We start from the raw sequence: 16,126 nt of genomic DNA on the forward strand, positions 1-16,126 counted from the left end.
CAAACGGAATGGCACACGTTATCGTGCTGCAGGTAAGATGACCATCTTACCTCATGAGGCCGGAATTGCGAGATTCCGGTAAATCAGGGTGGTACCGCGGAAATTTAACCCCTTTCGTCCCTTGAGCATGGCATGACATGTGCCTGCTTGGGATGGGAGGGGTTTTTGGATTGAATAAACGCATAGCGATGAAGAGAAAAAAGCGCAGGGGCTCTTATGCCCAGAGAGCGGAGGGAAAGCTGAAACCTTCGCCATAATCCTTTGTGCGAAGTCGTCTCGGAGCCTTTGTTCGAAAGCCGTGCCTCTATCCCTAGAGAGGCAGAAAGCGGCGAGTAGTCCCAAACGGAATGGCACACGTTATCGTGCTGCAGGTAAGATGACCATCTTACCTCATGAGGCCGGAATTGCGAGATTCCGGTAAATCAGGGTGGTACCGCGGAAATTTAACCCCTTTCGTCCCTTGAGCATGGCATGACATGTGCCTGCTTGGGATGGGAGGGGTTTTTGGATTGAATAAACGCATAGCGATGAAGAGAAAAAAGCGCAGGGGCTCTTATGCCCAGAGAGCGGAGGGAAAGCTGAAACCTTCGCCATAATCCTTTGTGCGAAGTCGTCTCGGAGCCTTTGTTCGAAAGCCGTGCCTCTATCCCTAGAGAGGCAGAAAGCGGCGAGTAGTCCCAAACGGAATGGCACACGTTATCGTGCTGCAGGTAAGATGACCATCTTACCTCATGAGGCAGGAATTGCGAGATTCCGGTGAACCAGGGTGGTACCGCGGAAATGAACCCCTTTCGTCCCTTGAGCCAGGCATATTTGTGCCGGCTCGGGACGGGAGGGGATTTTATATTTCAGGAGGGAATACCGTGGAACAAGTTCAAGATGCAAGCTTGGCACCCCAAGCAAAGAAGGCGGATTTGACCGATGAAATGGTCACAGGTTCGGAGATTTTACTGCGCGGCTTACTGCAGGAAGGGGTCGAATGTGTATTCGGGTATCCGGGCGGCAACGTGTTATACATCTATGACGCGATGGTGGGCAATCCGGAATTCAAGCATATTTTGACCCGGCACGAGCAAGGGGCTATCCATGCAGCCGACGGCTATGCGCGCTCATCCGGCAAAGTCGGAGTGTGTATCGCCACCTCCGGTCCGGGGGCGACCAACCTGGTAACGGGTATTGCCACAGCCTACATGGATTCGGTGCCGCTCGTCGTTATCACCGGGAATGTGCCTACTACGGTGATGGGGACGGATGCTTTTCAGGAGGCGGATATTGTCAGCATAACGATGCCGATTACGAAGCACAGCTACTTGGTCCGGGATGTAAGGGAGCTGCCGAGGATTATTCATGAAGCCTTCCATATTGCCAATACGGGGCGGAAAGGGCCTGTACTGATCGACATCCCCAAGGACGTGTCCAACCACAAGACCGTATACCGTCCTTATGAGCATAGACCGATTCGAGGCTACCGGGAGACGCCTAAGCTGGATTACGATCAGCTCGATAAACTGCTCCTTGCGATCAAGCAATCGGCTAGACCGGTAATTATTGCTGGCGGAGGAGTCGTGTACGCCGACGCCTCGGAAGAGCTGATCGCGTTCGCCGGCGCAGCTCGGATTCCAGTAACTCCAACGCTCCTTGGCTTGAGCGGCTTTCCAAGCTCTCACGAGCTGTGCATGGGCATGGCGGGCATGCATGGTACGTACACGGCGAACACGGCTATTCAAAACGCGGATCTGATTATTTCTATCGGTTCCCGGTTTGATGACCGCGTAACGATGCGCGTGGACGGATTTGCCCCGAGAGCACAACAAATAGCGCATATCGATATCGATCCTGCGGAAATCGGCAAGAACATTAAGACCGATATTCCCTGCGTAGGCGACATCAAAATGGCGCTGCAATACTTAAACACAAAGGCAGCAGCGGCTTCAACAGGGGAATGGCTTGCAGAGATCGACCATAACAAACGGAAGCACCCGTTGCGATATAAGGACACCGATCATCAGCTGAAGCCTCAATTTGTTATTGAAATGCTCAGTGATACTACCGATGGGGAGGCCATCATAACGACGGATGTAGGCCAGCATCAGATGTGGGTCGGGCAGTTTTACCAATTTAAGCATCCCCGCTCACTGATTACTTCAGGGGGGCTAGGGACGATGGGATTCGGCTTCCCTTCTGCAATAGGCGCGCAAGCAGCGAATCCGAAGCGGCTTGTCATCTCCGTGAACGGGGACGGCGGCATGCAGATGTGCGCGCAAGAGATGGCGATATGTGCCATTCATCAAATCCCGGTCAAGATTGTCGTTATCAATAATCAGGTGCTTGGAATGGTAAAGCAGTGGCAGCAGCTGATTCACGATAACCGGTACAGCCATATCGATCTGGCGGGAAGCCCGGACTTTGTCAAGCTTGCGCAAGCATACGGCATCAAGGGACTGAGGGCTACAACAAAAGCCGAAGCTATCCAGGCATGGCAGGAGGCCATGGACACGCCGGGACCCGTGCTTGTAGAGTTCGTGGTTCCGAAGGAAGAGAACGTGTTTCCGATGGTTGCGGCAGGAACAAGACTGGATCAAATGTTAATGGGGGATTTCGAATGATGGGAAAGCATACGCTAGCCATTCTTGTGAACGATCAGCCCGGGGTGCTTCAGCGGGTATGCGGATTATTCGGCCGTCGGGGCTTCAATATTGACAGTATCAGCGTCGGAGGTACGGAAGAGCCTGGATTATCGCGAATGACTATTGTGACAAGCGGAGATGACCGGACTCTGGAGCAGGTACAGAAGCAGCTCTCCAAGCTGATTGACGTCATCAGCATTCGCAACATAAGCTCAAAGCCTATGGTGTCCCGGGAGCTTGCTTTGATCAAGATCGAGGCAGAGCCTTCCCGCCGTCCGGAAATATTAGGCGTCGTGGAAACGTTCCGGGCTTCCGTTATCGATGTAGGTCCGGGACATATGATTATTCAGGCGGTTGGCGATTTCGGTAAATTGGATGCGATGGTTGAGCTGATGCGGCCTTACGGCATTGTCGAGCTGTCCTATACTGGAGCAACGGCCATGAGCAGAGGAAACTGACGACCTGACACATAGCAGCAGCTCGCACAGCCAAGAGGCTGTTCCCGCAGGGTCAATCCTTGCAGGGGACAGCCTCTTGGCTTGCAATGCAATAAACCGCCTGTCACTGGCAGTTAAAGAGCTAGACTAAGGTTTGGCGCGCTCTGATTTGCTCCTTCGCCAGATCGTTCATTTTGGAAGGGGTCCATTTGGGCTCCCAGACGAGCTGAACGTCCGCCTTGTTCACGCCTTCCACTTGTTCAACTGCCGCCTTGACATCGGAAACAATCTGATCAGCTAACGGACATTCGGGAATCGTCAAAGTCATCTTAATGGTCGCTGTTCCGCTTGCATTCACGGTTACATCGTAGACCAGACCGAGATCTACAATGTTCACGCCGACCTCGGGATCAAGCACTTCTTCCAGCGCGGTTAAAATGCGATCTTCGGTTTTCATAGTTCCACCTCTATACACGATTTTGAACTACAATGGAGCAACCCTATATTCAGCCACAGGGCTAAAAACTATTCATTACCCCGAATGGTAAAAAATACAATAAGAGTGATTGAGTTTCTTGTTGTTCAAAAAATTGCCACAAAAAACAGGATCCCATCCCCGGAAAGGAAATTCCCATTTCGAAATATATGGGTATAAAAAATTCCTGTTTCACCCTGGAAAATGTGGGTAATGAAAGATGGGACATTGTAGAGAGAAAAGGAGAGTTGTACGTATGAAGAAAGGGATCATAACCTGTGTAGCGGCTGCGATGGTGACTTTGGCCGCTATTCCCGCTGGGGTAACGACCAGCCCGCAAAAAGTGTTTGCATGCTCGAAGGGAGAGGTAACGTCTGCCGAAACCGATTACTCGTTGGCGAGCAACGTGCTTTACGGCTCGGTCACCAATGTGGAGAATGTATTTTATGACGGCAAGCCGTACCGGATGGCGACTTTTACGACATTTTCCAATTTAAAGGGCAGCTTTGTACGCACCATTTTGACGGCACCGGACAGCGATCAATGCGGGGTAACCTTCGAGCTCGGGCACACTTACCTGGTGTACGCGGATAACCGTCTTGGCCGGCCGGCAGCAGGCGTGTTTGACGTGTTCGAAGGTCAAGAGGCCGAGAACAGGGTAAACCAGCTGCAAGAGCGGGGAATGGTTCGCTATCCCGATCCGGGACCGCAGCAAATCACTCTTTACCCGGGTTCGAATGTTACGGTTACTTTGGATGGAAGAACAATACCTGTCACGCCAGGGACTTTATTCTATAATAATTCTCTTTACGCGCCGATGACCTTTTTCAGAGACACGCTTGGGTACGTAACCGTATGGAATTCGGAAAGTAACCGCTATGAAATATTGCTGCGCTCCGAATGGGCGGGAATTGCCGCGAAGGGGGACCCGTCTCAATCGGAATTCAAGGATACGGCCATCGGGATTCCGTTGGGAACCGAACCGTTTGTAGCCGCGGTCACTTATTCCGATGTCCTGGCAAGAGTAGACGGCAGAGTATACGCTCCTGAATTACATCCTTTTAATTATGGGGGAGTCGTCTATGTGCCGCTTCGGGATACTGCAGAAAAGCTCGGTCTCTTGGTCAACTGGGATCCGCAAACCTATACGGCCAACATTAGGGATACCCGGCCTCTGGATCGTGATGAGCACCCGTCGCTGATTATGAAGCTGTCCTCGAATAAAGACGGAGTATCGGATCTTATCGTAGACCGGATTGAGAACGACCAGGCACTTTATCGGGTAGACCGGGTGCTTCAGTACGGGGAAACCGCTGAGCAGCTTCAGGCCCCGTTCCTGGATTTAATCAAGGAGAACGATGGAGTAGCCGACCGCAGAATTCGTTTGTTCCAGCAAAAGGGAGATCGGGAGTATGAGCTGGTTATGACGGAGGAGCTTATGAATTCGCTGAAGACGAATCCGCTGGTCCGCAAATCGATCAGCTTGACGCTTGATCGTGAATTTTACACCTGGCCGGAGAACGGCGTAATTAGACAATCCAACGTACATTAATAAGAGAGCTGTCTCGCAGGGAATAGGGCCTGCAAGACAGCTCTTTTTCCAACAATTGAAACTTTTCCCTGGCTATTGGCGTCCATCTTAGAGAGGGTTATCCGGAACAAGTCTGCTGATCGGCAGACATGCATTTGAACGGATGATTACAAAAGGGGGAATTGCAATGCCGATTGGTTTCTCAGGTTCTCCGCCTATATTCGACGCCATGTTTGTCATAGTTCCCTTATTGATTATCGGAACTCTTGTATTTATTATTGTCAAAGGCTTGACGACGTGGGCAAGCAACAACGCGGCGGAAGTCGTTCATGTACCGGCTCGAGTCGTATCCAAACGCCTTGAGGTGTCGGGAGGCTCCGGGGACACAAGCTCTACAACGAGCTATTTCGTCACCTTCGAGTTCGAGGACGGAAGGCGGATCGAATTAAGGGTACGAGGCTCCATTCACGGGTTATTAGTCGAAGGGGATTATGGAAAGCTGAATTACCAAGGAACACGCTTTAACGATTTTCAAAGAGACATCGGGTAAAGCTTGATGAGATCCTGGAATGACGAGCAGCGTGTAACATTTAATCTTACTGTCATGAAAAAAATCGCCTTTCATCCTTGCTGCGGGCAAAGTGATGAGGGCGATTTTTTGTGTAGCCTAGTCAAGTATTTTCTTAAATTCCTGTTTGTCGCAGCCGGTAAATGTGATGGACAGCTCATTGCCTGCAATGCTTGCGGACGGCGAGCTATTCCAACGGTTTTCCTTGCCAGCGGCGGGTTCCCCATAGATTGCGGTAGCCAGCCAATGTGTTCCGGGCTGAATGCTCATTCTGACCGTCGGTATGACCGTCCGGGGATACATCAAATTCGTATTGGCGTTCGGCGTAATCAATTCGACCTTGCCTGTCCCATACAGCAGCTTAACTCCGACCGAACCCAGGTCGTTTGCGGCCTTAAGTGAAAGCTCCTCCTCGTGAACCTGCAGCGTGCCCAGCTTCCTTCGTCCATGGTCGATGCCTAAAGCAAACCCCCCGTCAGCCAGATTCAAAGCTCTGCCCGAGACGATCCTATGTACCCTGACATGCCATGGATTGCCGGGAATCAGCCAGGTTTCCACTTCGACATCAGACCACGGCTTCCAGCGCGTATAAAGGGTTCCGTCCTCTGCAATGCGGCTTTCCGCCGCCGTCCGTTTCACCCGGTACAGGTTATCCTCCTCGCTTAATGCCAGCATCGAATCAAAGGCGCCTTGTGCCAAGCCCCACTCCGCCCGCGGAACGCTGAAGCCGAAGAAGGTAGAGTAGACGAACTTCTCATATTTGGCGGATGTATGCGTATGCTCGTTCGTTGCGATATGCCCGGTATTGAACGCAAGCATATGCGGGCTGGCCTCGTCACGGCAAATGACCAGGTGTGCAGGCTGCTGGACAGATAGCTTCGGAAGCGAAGGAAGCGGCAGCTCCTCGGCAGCCCAAAACGGATGTTGCTCATCCAGAGCCAGCGGCAAAAAGGTTTTTAGAGCCCAGTAGGGAGAGCCTGGAGAATTATAGTTCTCTGCCATGATCAAATTCGGATACGCATACCCGATAGATAGGGTACCGTCAGGTTGGAATATCGGCTGTTGAAACCACCAGCGCAAATGCCTAAGAATAAGCCCCTTCATGACTCCCATAGGGAAAGGCTCGACTCCCGCATACACCAGCGCGCTCCAAAAAGCAGCCTGGGAGAAACGATAAGTAAGGCTTCGTCCGTAAGGCAGGGCCGCTCCTTCTTCGTTGAACCAATGGATAAAGGAGTGAGCAAACTGTTCTGCTCTGCTTTTATATAACCTTGAGCGGTCCGGGTCGTCCGCCTCCATCAGCTTGGCATACAACAGCCCATAATAATGGAGGGCGAACGGAACATAGTAGTCGCTGTGCCCCTGAATGCCGTCCGCATACCAGCCCTCCGATAGGTAGAAGCGGTCCATATCCTGTAAGGTTTGCTCCATAAGCTGCTGATCATAGGGCAATCCGGCCTTTTTGAAGCCCATCTGAACCAGCACGAGAAAGAACAGCCAGTTGCAGTCCCACAGCTTTTTGCTGCTGATCTGATCCAGCCAGACGATGAGACGCTGCAGCTCCTCTTCATTGAAGGCTGCTTGTATTTTCTCCGGCACGAGTGCCAGTGCAAAACCGTAAGCGGCCATCTCCACAAGGCGCTGATCGTAATCGGCAACGTCCCCCCAATATTCCTCGTGCTGCGGGTTCGTTCCATTCTTGATTCCCCGAACATAGAGCTGCCATAATTCCGGTTCGTCCCCGCCGGCCAGCAGCGGCACAAGCCCCCAAAGAATTCTCGAAAAACCTTCCATCCCAGCTATATCGTCGGTGTAGCTTGTACCGGTATTCCCGAGGTACAGCCGCGAGGCCCCTTCACTGTAATAAGGCTTTAACGGATCGGTAAGCTGTATGAATGCCTGACGCAAGTCGTCTTTTGTCCGAAGCGGGTTCTGTGTGATCGGTAAGTCCCATGTTTGTTTCATGCTATAAGCCTCCTGTTTCAAAGCGAGTTGCCTACGATTATACATCGATTTGCCCGAAAAAAATGGGTTTTGCAGGAACAAGTCAATATATTCTCAAAGAAATCAAGATAACGTTATCGGAAAGAAAAATAGAGCAAGGTTTGCAAAGAACGTGTCCTCATTCTATGGTATGGTTAAACCAACAGCCAAGATCATCAGGGATAAAAAGTAAGCGCTGACAATGGAATGGAGGTTGCTGGATATGCCGCAATTGGATTCTTTTCTTGACGGTATTTATGATGCATTACAGGAGCAGCGCGGGAGCCAAATGGGGTCTCGGGAGCAGAAGCGGCTGGAGCTTAGAAGCAGGTTGATTGAATCGCTCGGAAGCTTTGATATGCCGCAGGGGGAGGATGCCGATTTTCGGCCGGTATTGCTGGAAAGCGTCGAGCTGGAGGACGTAATCCGCGAGAGGGTTGAGATATCAACCTTGGGCGGGCTTCGTATGCCGGTATATATAATGAAGCCCAAGCAGCTGCAGGGCAAGAATCCGGCCGTCCTGCTATGGCACGGTCATGGCTACGGGAGCAGGTCCTTGGTCGGCTTGCAGGAGGATGGATCGCCGAAGCCCGAGACGGGCAAGAGAGGGGATAATATCGCTCTAGAGCTCGCACGCCGCGGACTTGTTGTCGTGGCGCCGGAGGTAGCAGGATTCGGTGACCGGAGGTTGGAGCGCGACCGATTGCAGGACCCTAGTCTAAAAAATTCATGCTATAACCTGTCGGTATCGTTAATGATGGCCGGTAAAACGACAGCAGGCCTTCGCGTATACGAGGCGCTTCGCGCATCCGAATATGCATCGACCCTGGAGGAGGTGGATGCCGGACGGATCGGGAATATGGGACATTCCGGGGGAGGAACGATCGCTTCGTTGTCCGCCGCTCTTGATCCTCGAATTCAAGCGTCTGTCGTCGGGATTTATCCGAACACCTACCGGGGCAGCATACTGGCCATGCGTCATTGCCTGTGTAATTATATCCCGGGCATACTGCTTCATGCCGAAATGCCGGATTTGCTCGGATTAATCGCTCCGAAGCCGCTGTTTATCGAAGCGGGGATGGATGATCCGATATTCCCTGTCGCAACGACCCGAGAAGCGATTCGTATATTGGAGAAAATTTACACAGACATGGGGCTCAGCTCGAATCTGGATTCCCATGTGTTCGAGGGCAGGCATGAGGTTAGCGGGGAGAGGTCCTTTGATTGGCTCGCGAATACTCTAACCAGACTGAAGTCTTGATGGGAACAATTTCATTAACTCTCCCATGCATAACGATTTTTCCGCTGCGTCGGCTAACGCGACTTGTCCTTCCCAGAGATTTTCAGTATGCTAAGAAAAGGAAAAGCTGAGTAATGCGAGGCAGATGTGGGGTAGATTCATGCTGAAACGAAACAGCCGCAAATATTTTCGGGCGCGTTTGGAAGAGATGATCGCGACGCTTCGCGAGGAGATTATTTCGGGAAAGCTTCCAATTGGGAGCTTCCTGCCCTCAGAGAATGATCTGGAGCTGCGATTTCAATTGAGCAACAACTCGGTCCGCAAGGGGCTCGAAACCCTCGTTGAGGAAGGCCTGATCGAGAAAATTGCCCGCGTCGGCAACAAGGTCATCCGCCCACCCGAGCCGAGCGGTACCGTCATCAAATTCGGTTACGTCCAGGCAACCGGAGAGCTTGCCCTGCTGGACAGCTTGCTTGATAGCTTTCACCGGCAGTATCCTCATATTCGCGTGCAACCGGTTGAGCTGTCCTCGATGAATTACAGCCGAACGCTGCTGGAATATATGGATGCGGAAATGCTGGACGTCGCCATGATGAACAACAATAATTTTCAGGATTTTGCCGAGGCCGGACAAACCGGACTGCTGGAGCCTCTTGAAATTAATGATGAGCTGTATCCTTTTGCTACAGCTCCTTTTGTAAGCGGGGAAGTGACGCTCGTACAGCCCTTTATTCAATCACCCGTTGTGCTATGCTACAATAAAGAGCATTTCCGTGAATCAAGAGTTCCCGAGCCGGACAGCAGCTGGACATGGCGGGACTTGTTCCGCTACGGGAAGCAGCTTGCGGTGAAGGGCCAACGGTTCGGCTTCTATTTCTATCTTCCTTCCCGTAACCGGTGGCCCATCTTCATGCTGCAAAGCGGCGGAAAGTTCGAATCTGACGCCAAAGGGGAGTATCATCTGACAGCCAGCAAAGCTGTGGACGGCTTAGGCATCTGCAGAGAGCTGCTGGAGATGACCGATGTTTTTCCTGTCCTGCTGTCGGAAAGCGATGCCGATGCAGAGGCGCTGTTCTTGGAAGGGAAGGTATCCGTCATTATGACGACGTATTACTTCCTCAACCAGCTGAAGGATGCCGGCATTTCCTTTGATGTATCGCCCCTGCCCGGAATGGAAAACAATAAGACGCTGCTGATCGTCAACGGTCTGGCTGTCAACCGCCGTTCCCGGTCCAAAGAGGCGTCCAAATTGCTGGTGCAGTTCCTTACCTCCTACGAGACCCAGCTCAGGATTCGGTGTCAAACCTTGAATATTACGGCACACCGGTCGGCCATGGAATGGCAGGGGGAGGAAACGATATACCGCCCTTCGCGATTTTTCATGTACAGGGAGATTATTCCGACCTTCCGCCTCATCACGGAGATTGGGCTCAGCAACCATCAGCTCAAAGAAATGCAGCGGGAAACGATGCTGTTTTTATCCGGTCTGCAGGATCGGGACTCGTTATGCCGAAAGCTGGAGCAGCTGCTTCCGCAAGCGGATAGCGGGATCACCGTGAGCCCTAATCTTAATAGATAGATAAGAAAATATCCAAAGAATGAATCGGTGCAGGCTCTTAAGAGAGCCTGCTTTTTATATTTCGGGGCTCTACGAAAGCACCTGAGGCAGCCTCGAGGCCAAGATCCGCTTAGCGGGATTAGTTTGCCCATAGGAAATTGCAAATTGGAGAACTGCTTGTCTTTTGACTCATAATTGACTCATAATATTGACCGAATAGTATTGACGGAGTCCGTAACCTAGTTTATAGTTATTTTGTGAGTCAGATAAAGGTCATAAAAGGATGTGGAGGAAGCCAGCAAGGAAACAAGGAGGGGTACGAATGCGGATCAAATCAAAACGGCTGTCAGGATTGATTCTCTGTGCTATTGCCGTATCGTTGTCGGGATGCGAACCATCAGGAACAACTGGGGAAGCTAAGACGGTGAAGGGAGAGGATCTGGTCAAAAAGGTTAGCGAGACGCCGACGGAGCTTGTCTTCTACGTTTGCGTCAATGGTTGGACGGAAGAGCAGTTTATGAGCACCTACGGAAACCAAATCAAGAAGAAGTTCCCGAACTACACGCTGAAGTTCATCCCGCAGAAGGACGCACAGACGCTGCCCAGCGTTATTACTTCGGGGCAAACCATCGATATTTTGATTACATCCATCGGACTAACCTCGAATTTTTTGCTGGCTTACGAAATGCAGGACGACATCAGCGGTCTCATCAAGAAGTACAACTATGATTTATCGCGGCTGGAGCCGTCCACGGTGGACATTCAAAGGCAGCTCGCCGGAGGCGGTATTTATGGATTGCCTGTCAGCACGACCTCTGCAGCTCTGTTTTATAACAAAGCCCTTTTCGACAAATTCGGAGTTCCTTATCCGAGGGATGGAATGACCTGGGACGAAATCTATGCTCTGGCCAAGACGATGACCCGAACCGATAATGGCCAGCAGATTAAAGGGATGACGATGTCCGTCCAGCATTTGATGCAGCTGAATCAGTTATCGGCCCCTCACATTGACTCCAAAACCTCCAAAGCGGCATTTACAGTGGACAGCTTCCGGCAAGCCTTTGGAAATTTAACGCGGTTTTACAGCATTCCGGGGAATGGACTCCTTAATAACCAATATAATCTGGTAAGCCAGCAGGAGCCGTTCTATAAAGACCAGAATGTCGCCATGTTCGCCGCCTTGAGCACAACGGCCAGGGTGTTCAAGGACGCTTTGGATTGGGATATCGTACAGCTCCCTGTTTATAAGGAGAAGCCCAATATAGGTCCGCAATCGTACCCTACCTACTTTTATTTATCCAAGGGAAGCAAGAACAAGGATGCCGCCTTCCAGGTCATGTCCTATGTTACCTCGGATGAATTTCAGGATTTTATTGTCAGGGACGGCTATTCCTCGATTTTGAAAAATCAAGCCTCAATTATGAATCATTTCGCATCCAACGACCCGGTGCTTGCACATAAGCATGTGAAGTCCTTGCTTCCCGAGAAATTCGCCGATCCGACGGAAAAGACCAAGTATCAGGCCATCGCCGATAAAGAGATGCTCGCCGCTCTAGTCGATATTGCATCGGGTAAGGACGAGAATACGGCATTGCGGGAAGCGGAGGAGCGGGCGAACAAAGCTATCGAAGCGACTAAGAAGTAAATAGGATGCAGTTGTCAGCTGGAGGGGAAATCATGGATTATCAAGGTATTCGTTTTCATAACGTGGTCGAGCTAGAACGTAAGGAGCTGCTTCCGGGCCTGAGGCTTCAGCGATTTCCGAAGCGGGTTCGGCATGCGTTAAGCGAGAATGGAAGGACGAAAGCGGTGCAATCGAACGGATGTGAGCTTCGTTTTGTTACCGATGCGAAGCATGTGAGGGTTACCCTGGCTTCTCTGGAAACGAATGGACGCGTGCTTGTGTTCCGCGGCGATTTCTTTCACTCCTCACACACTCTCCAGGCAGGCATAGCGCATACGATTCATCTGGAAATTCCGGAGCGTTTTGCCGATGTGGAGCCGGACAGCCTGCATAACCGGGCTTTTTCATCCAAGGTATGGCGCGTTTTTTGTGAGCGCTTTAACGCTGTCTTTTATGAGGTAGATGCATTTGGCCATGAGGTTCGGCCGCCTGACCGGGATGAGGTTCCGAGATTGACCTATCTTGCCTACGGGTCCTCGATTACTCAAGGGGCGGGAGCGTTAAGTCATTATAACGGGTATGTGCAGCAGGCTGCGAGAAGGCTGGAGGTGGATGTGCTCAATCTTGGCTTGAGCGGCTCGTGCCACTGTGAGCGGGAGGTGGCTGATCATATAGCGGAACGTTCGGACTGGGACTTCGCATTTCTTGAAATCGGCGTCAATATGATGTCCAGTGTTCCTGCAGAGGAATTCTCAAGGCGCGCTTCCTACTTGTTGGACGGCATTATTGCCAAGCATCCTGACAAACCGGTTTTCTTGACGACGATTTATCCGAACCGGGCCAGCTTTTACAAAGATCAGAGCCATGCAGCGGCAGACAATATGAGAAAATATAACGACATTCTGAGAGCGTATGCAGCATTCAAGAACCACAACCGGCTGTATCTGCTGGAAGGAAGCGATATTATGACCGATTTCACTTCCTTAACCAGCGATTTGACGCATCCATCCGACTACGGTCACATCACAATGGGAGAGCGTCTGGCTGAAAGTATGCGTTCCGTAGTGGAACGGCTCAGGGAAGAGAAACAACACGAGGAGGCGTCATTATGATTTCTATTAACTTATCCGGACAAATCGCTTTAGTGACAGGAGGGAATGCAGGCATCGGATTTGCCATTGCCAGCAAGCTTGCCCAAGCCGGTGCACGGGTAGCGGTCAATTATTTAAGCAAGCAGGAGGCGGCAGAGCAGGCAGTGCAGGCTATCCGGGACAGCGGCGGGGAAGCGCAATGCTTCCAGGCGGATGTAACGGAAGTGCAGCAAATATCATCCTTGATCGAAAAGGTGGAGCAAGCGTTCGGAGGCAGGATAGATATTCTGGTAAATAACGCGGGGCATATGATCCAGCGTATCCCTAACACCGAAATGACCGAAGAAGGATATCAGCGAATCATGGACGTAAATTTCAAGAGCACCGTATTCCTGAGCAAAGCCGTTCTGCCGGGCATGATGGAGAAGGGTAGAGGGAAAATCGTCAACATGGCGTCGCTTGCGGCGCACAATGGCGGAGGTCCCGGGGCTTCGGTCTATGCGGCCAGCAAAGCGGCGGTCATGGCTTATTCCAAGGGCTTGGCCAAGGAGGTCGCCCCTCACGGCATTCAGGTCAACGTCCTTTCGCCGGGCTTTATCGGGCAGACGGCCTTTCATTCGACTTTTACTTCCGACGCCGCACGCAAGGCGACGGTAAGCGGCATCCCGCTTGGCCGGGAAGGCCTACCGGAGGATGTGGCCAACAGCGCGCTGTTCCTCTCTTCGCCGCTGTCCGATTACTTGACGGGGGAAACCATCGAGATTAACGGTGGCATGTTTATGCGATGAACATTAGCGAGAAGGTTACGAAATATGGCTGGGCGGCTGAAGTGCTGGAACAGCTGCAGAAGGAACTCGACCTGGCTATGGCCTTGCCGCTGGATATTCCGGTCGAGCCTGGAGGCTGGTGGCATCAATATGTCTGCCCGAAGCATCATACGGAGCTGCTGTTCGATCCCATAGAGGCGGATGCCCGGGAATTTCACTGCCCAGAAGGCTGCACGCTGCAAGGGGAGCCTTATCGCGGAGCCTGGCTGGTGATGAAGCATCAATCCTATGCCCGGTATGCGCTTCAGGCAGCTGCCGTTTATGCCGGAACCGGACAGGAGCGTTATGCCCAGTGGAGTATGGATATTGTTTTGCGATACGCGGCGCAATTCCCAAGCTACCCCGTTCATCCTGAGGCGGAAGGCTGGATGCTCAAAGGCAGGGCATTTCATCAGGCCTTGACGGAGGCCATCTGGGCTACGACATTGCTGCGCGCGTATTTGCTTCTTGGCGACGCTGGAAGAGAATCCGCCGGGAAGAATGAGACTGATCAGCTGGAGCTGTTCTTCTCTATGCTGGAGGAAAGCATGACTCAATCCAGAAAGCTGCTGGTCGAAGTGCAGAAGAAGCCGGAGAGCAATTATACGGCCTGGCTCAACGCTGCGCTTGCCTGCTTGTATGCTCGAAGGCAAGATTCGGAGCGGATGAAGGAGCTTCTCGAAGGAGAGGGGGGACTCAGGCATCACTTATCCATCGGGATTCGTCCTGACCAGATGGAATACGAGGGGAGTACCTACTACCATGTATTCGTCCTGCGAGCTTATTTTATTGCAGCGGAGATGGCCGGTCGGCTAGGTATGGACTGGTATTCAATGACTGGAGAGCAGGGACAGTCGTTTGAAGGGATGCTGGACGTCATGGCAGCTTTGGCTAATGATCAAGGCGAGCTTATCGCGCTTCATGACGGCCCATATCAGCGTATACCGTATGCCAGAGAAATCGCCGAAACGGTAGAAGTCGGATTAACTCGGTACAGTAAAGATAGGTATGTGCCGCTTCTCCGTGAGGCATACCGCCAGATGTACGGGAGGCCGGTGAGAGCCGGACTAGAAGCGCTTGTCTACGGCCAAGGAAGTTTGGAGGACTATCATGAGCCGGATCCTGGTCGGAATACCTCGAAGCTGCTCGAATCATCCGGTTTTGTCATTGGGCGAAGGCCAAGCGGACTGCTCTCGTTCTTTGCCGATTACGGGGAGCATGGAGGATCACACGGCCATTACGATAAGCTGCATTTGACACTGGCATCCAGGGATGGATGGCTCGCGCCTGAGCTCGGAATGGTGCCTTACGGCTCGGTCATGAGAAAGGAATGGTACGCTTGTACCGAGAGTCATAACACGGTTGTAATAGGTCAGCGGTCACAAGCCGCTCATACAGGGAAGCTTGTCCGTTATGAAGATAATCCGGAATGGACCTACGCTTGGCTAAGTTCATCGGAAGCGTATGAAGGCTGCCGAATGGACCGGCATCTGCTGCTAACAGGCAGCTGGCTGTTGGATTGGTTTGAGGTTGAGCTTGAGGAAGAAGCCGCTATAGATTGGTGGATGCACAGCCCTAAGTTATCTCCATTAAATAGCGAGCTATGGAAGCCAAAATCCGGCTTGCTGGACGAGGCGGGATCGTATCGTTATGTCCAAACGGTTTCGGAATGCATCGGGCAATCGGCCGAAGCGGATTGGGTCCAGCTAACCATGAGCGGAAGGAGCGGGGAAGGGATCCGAATGTCGGCTTGGCTGTCCCCGAGCTCCCGTATGGTACTTACAGAAACTCCGGGAACTGCGGAGCGGCCTATCGATAGGATGCATGGCATCCTTCACCGGCAGTTTGGACGGAAGGCTGCTTTTATCACGGTATATGGTGAAACTGGGGAAAGCGGCAGCCTTAGGATGTCCCTTTTACCTAAGGATAGGAAGGCTGTTGAGCTGGAAGAATGGCGGGCTGTCTTAGATCCGGTACGCGGACTTGAACTCAAACGGTCATAAGGTCCGGTTCAGCTACAAAATGGTTCTGGACTTCATGAGGAGAACAAAGTAACATTACAGGTGAAATGAAACATCTTCATAAGAAGAACGTAAAAGAAGTATGCCCGAATGGGATAAGCATGTGCGGGTGCAGAGCAATGTACCCTAAAAATCAAATAATGTAAGTAAACCAAAAGGAGGTGA

12 protein-coding genes are annotated in these 16,126 nt (G+C 51.8%); 10 read left to right on the plus strand and 2 right to left on the minus strand.

The window, feature by feature from the left end:
- Positions 1-926: 926 nt before the first annotated feature.
- Together ilvB and ilvN are read left to right on the plus strand one after the other, a co-directional pair.
- Entirely contained in the window at positions 927-2,606 is a 1,680-nt protein-coding gene (gene ilvB / locus B1728_RS23520) for a biosynthetic-type acetolactate synthase large subunit (RefSeq protein ID WP_144027998.1), read from the plus strand.
- Positions 2,603-3,085, plus strand: a complete 483-nt coding sequence (gene ilvN, locus B1728_RS23525) for an acetolactate synthase small subunit (protein WP_079912870.1) — start codon at positions 2,603-2,605, stop codon at positions 3,083-3,085. The genes ilvB and ilvN overlap by 4 nt, the downstream gene beginning before the upstream one ends.
- A gap of 121 nt (positions 3,086-3,206) precedes the next feature.
- Here ilvN and B1728_RS23530 read toward each other — a convergent pair whose 3' ends face one another.
- Entirely contained in the window at positions 3,207-3,521 is a 315-nt protein-coding gene (locus B1728_RS23530) for a metal-sulfur cluster assembly factor (protein ID WP_079912871.1), read from the minus strand.
- Between the two features lie 274 nt (positions 3,522-3,795).
- On the opposite strand from B1728_RS23530, the gene B1728_RS23535 reads away from it, so the two are divergent.
- Both B1728_RS23535 and B1728_RS23540 read left to right on the plus strand, forming a co-directional pair.
- Positions 3,796-5,091, plus strand: a complete 1,296-nt coding sequence (locus tag B1728_RS23535) for a stalk domain-containing protein (protein WP_179136167.1) — start codon at positions 3,796-3,798, stop codon at positions 5,089-5,091.
- A 166-nt stretch (positions 5,092-5,257) separates the two neighbouring features.
- Entirely contained in the window at positions 5,258-5,620 is a 363-nt protein-coding gene (locus B1728_RS23540; RefSeq protein WP_079912873.1) for a DUF2500 domain-containing protein, read from the plus strand.
- 117 nt (positions 5,621-5,737) lie between these two features.
- On the opposite strand, the gene B1728_RS23545 is transcribed toward B1728_RS23540, so the two are convergent.
- Positions 5,738-7,603 (minus strand): DUF2264 domain-containing protein, encoded by a 1,866-nt coding sequence (locus tag B1728_RS23545; protein ID WP_079912874.1) that lies wholly within the window; start codon positions 7,601-7,603, stop codon positions 5,738-5,740.
- A 241-nt stretch (positions 7,604-7,844) separates the two neighbouring features.
- Between B1728_RS23545 and B1728_RS23550 the strand changes: the two genes are divergently transcribed.
- The 6 genes from B1728_RS23550 (at position 7,845) to B1728_RS23575 (ending at position 15,943) form a co-directional block, all read left to right on the plus strand.
- Positions 7,845-8,882: a dienelactone hydrolase family protein gene (locus B1728_RS23550; protein WP_079912875.1), complete on the plus strand. Its 1,038-nt coding sequence runs from the start codon at positions 7,845-7,847 to the stop codon at positions 8,880-8,882.
- Positions 8,883-9,021: 139 nt separating this feature from the next.
- The gene (locus B1728_RS23555) at positions 9,022-10,440 is read left to right on the plus strand and encodes an extracellular solute-binding protein (RefSeq protein WP_179136168.1); all 1,419 of its coding nucleotides are present in this window, start codon (positions 9,022-9,024) and stop codon (positions 10,438-10,440) included.
- A gap of 301 nt (positions 10,441-10,741) precedes the next feature.
- The gene (locus B1728_RS23560) at positions 10,742-12,064 is read left to right on the plus strand and encodes an ABC transporter substrate-binding protein (RefSeq protein ID WP_179136169.1); all 1,323 of its coding nucleotides are present in this window, start codon (positions 10,742-10,744) and stop codon (positions 12,062-12,064) included.
- A gap of 32 nt (positions 12,065-12,096) precedes the next feature.
- Entirely contained in the window at positions 12,097-13,155 is a 1,059-nt protein-coding gene (locus B1728_RS23565; protein ID WP_079912878.1) for an SGNH/GDSL hydrolase family protein, read from the plus strand.
- Complete coding sequence (locus B1728_RS23570; protein WP_079913119.1) at positions 13,155-13,922, plus strand: SDR family NAD(P)-dependent oxidoreductase; 768 nt, start codon at positions 13,155-13,157, stop codon at positions 13,920-13,922. Before B1728_RS23565 ends, B1728_RS23570 begins: the two co-directional genes overlap by 1 nt.
- Positions 13,919-15,943 (plus strand): heparinase II/III domain-containing protein, encoded by a 2,025-nt coding sequence (locus B1728_RS23575; protein WP_079912879.1) that lies wholly within the window; start codon positions 13,919-13,921, stop codon positions 15,941-15,943. Before B1728_RS23570 ends, B1728_RS23575 begins: the two co-directional genes overlap by 4 nt.
- Positions 15,944-16,126 lie beyond the last annotated feature (183 nt).

It is taken from the genome of Paenibacillus sp. 32352, from assembly GCF_002042965.1.
Classification (GTDB): Bacteria; Bacillota; Bacilli; order Paenibacillales; family NBRC-103111; genus Paenibacillus_S; species Paenibacillus_S vulneris.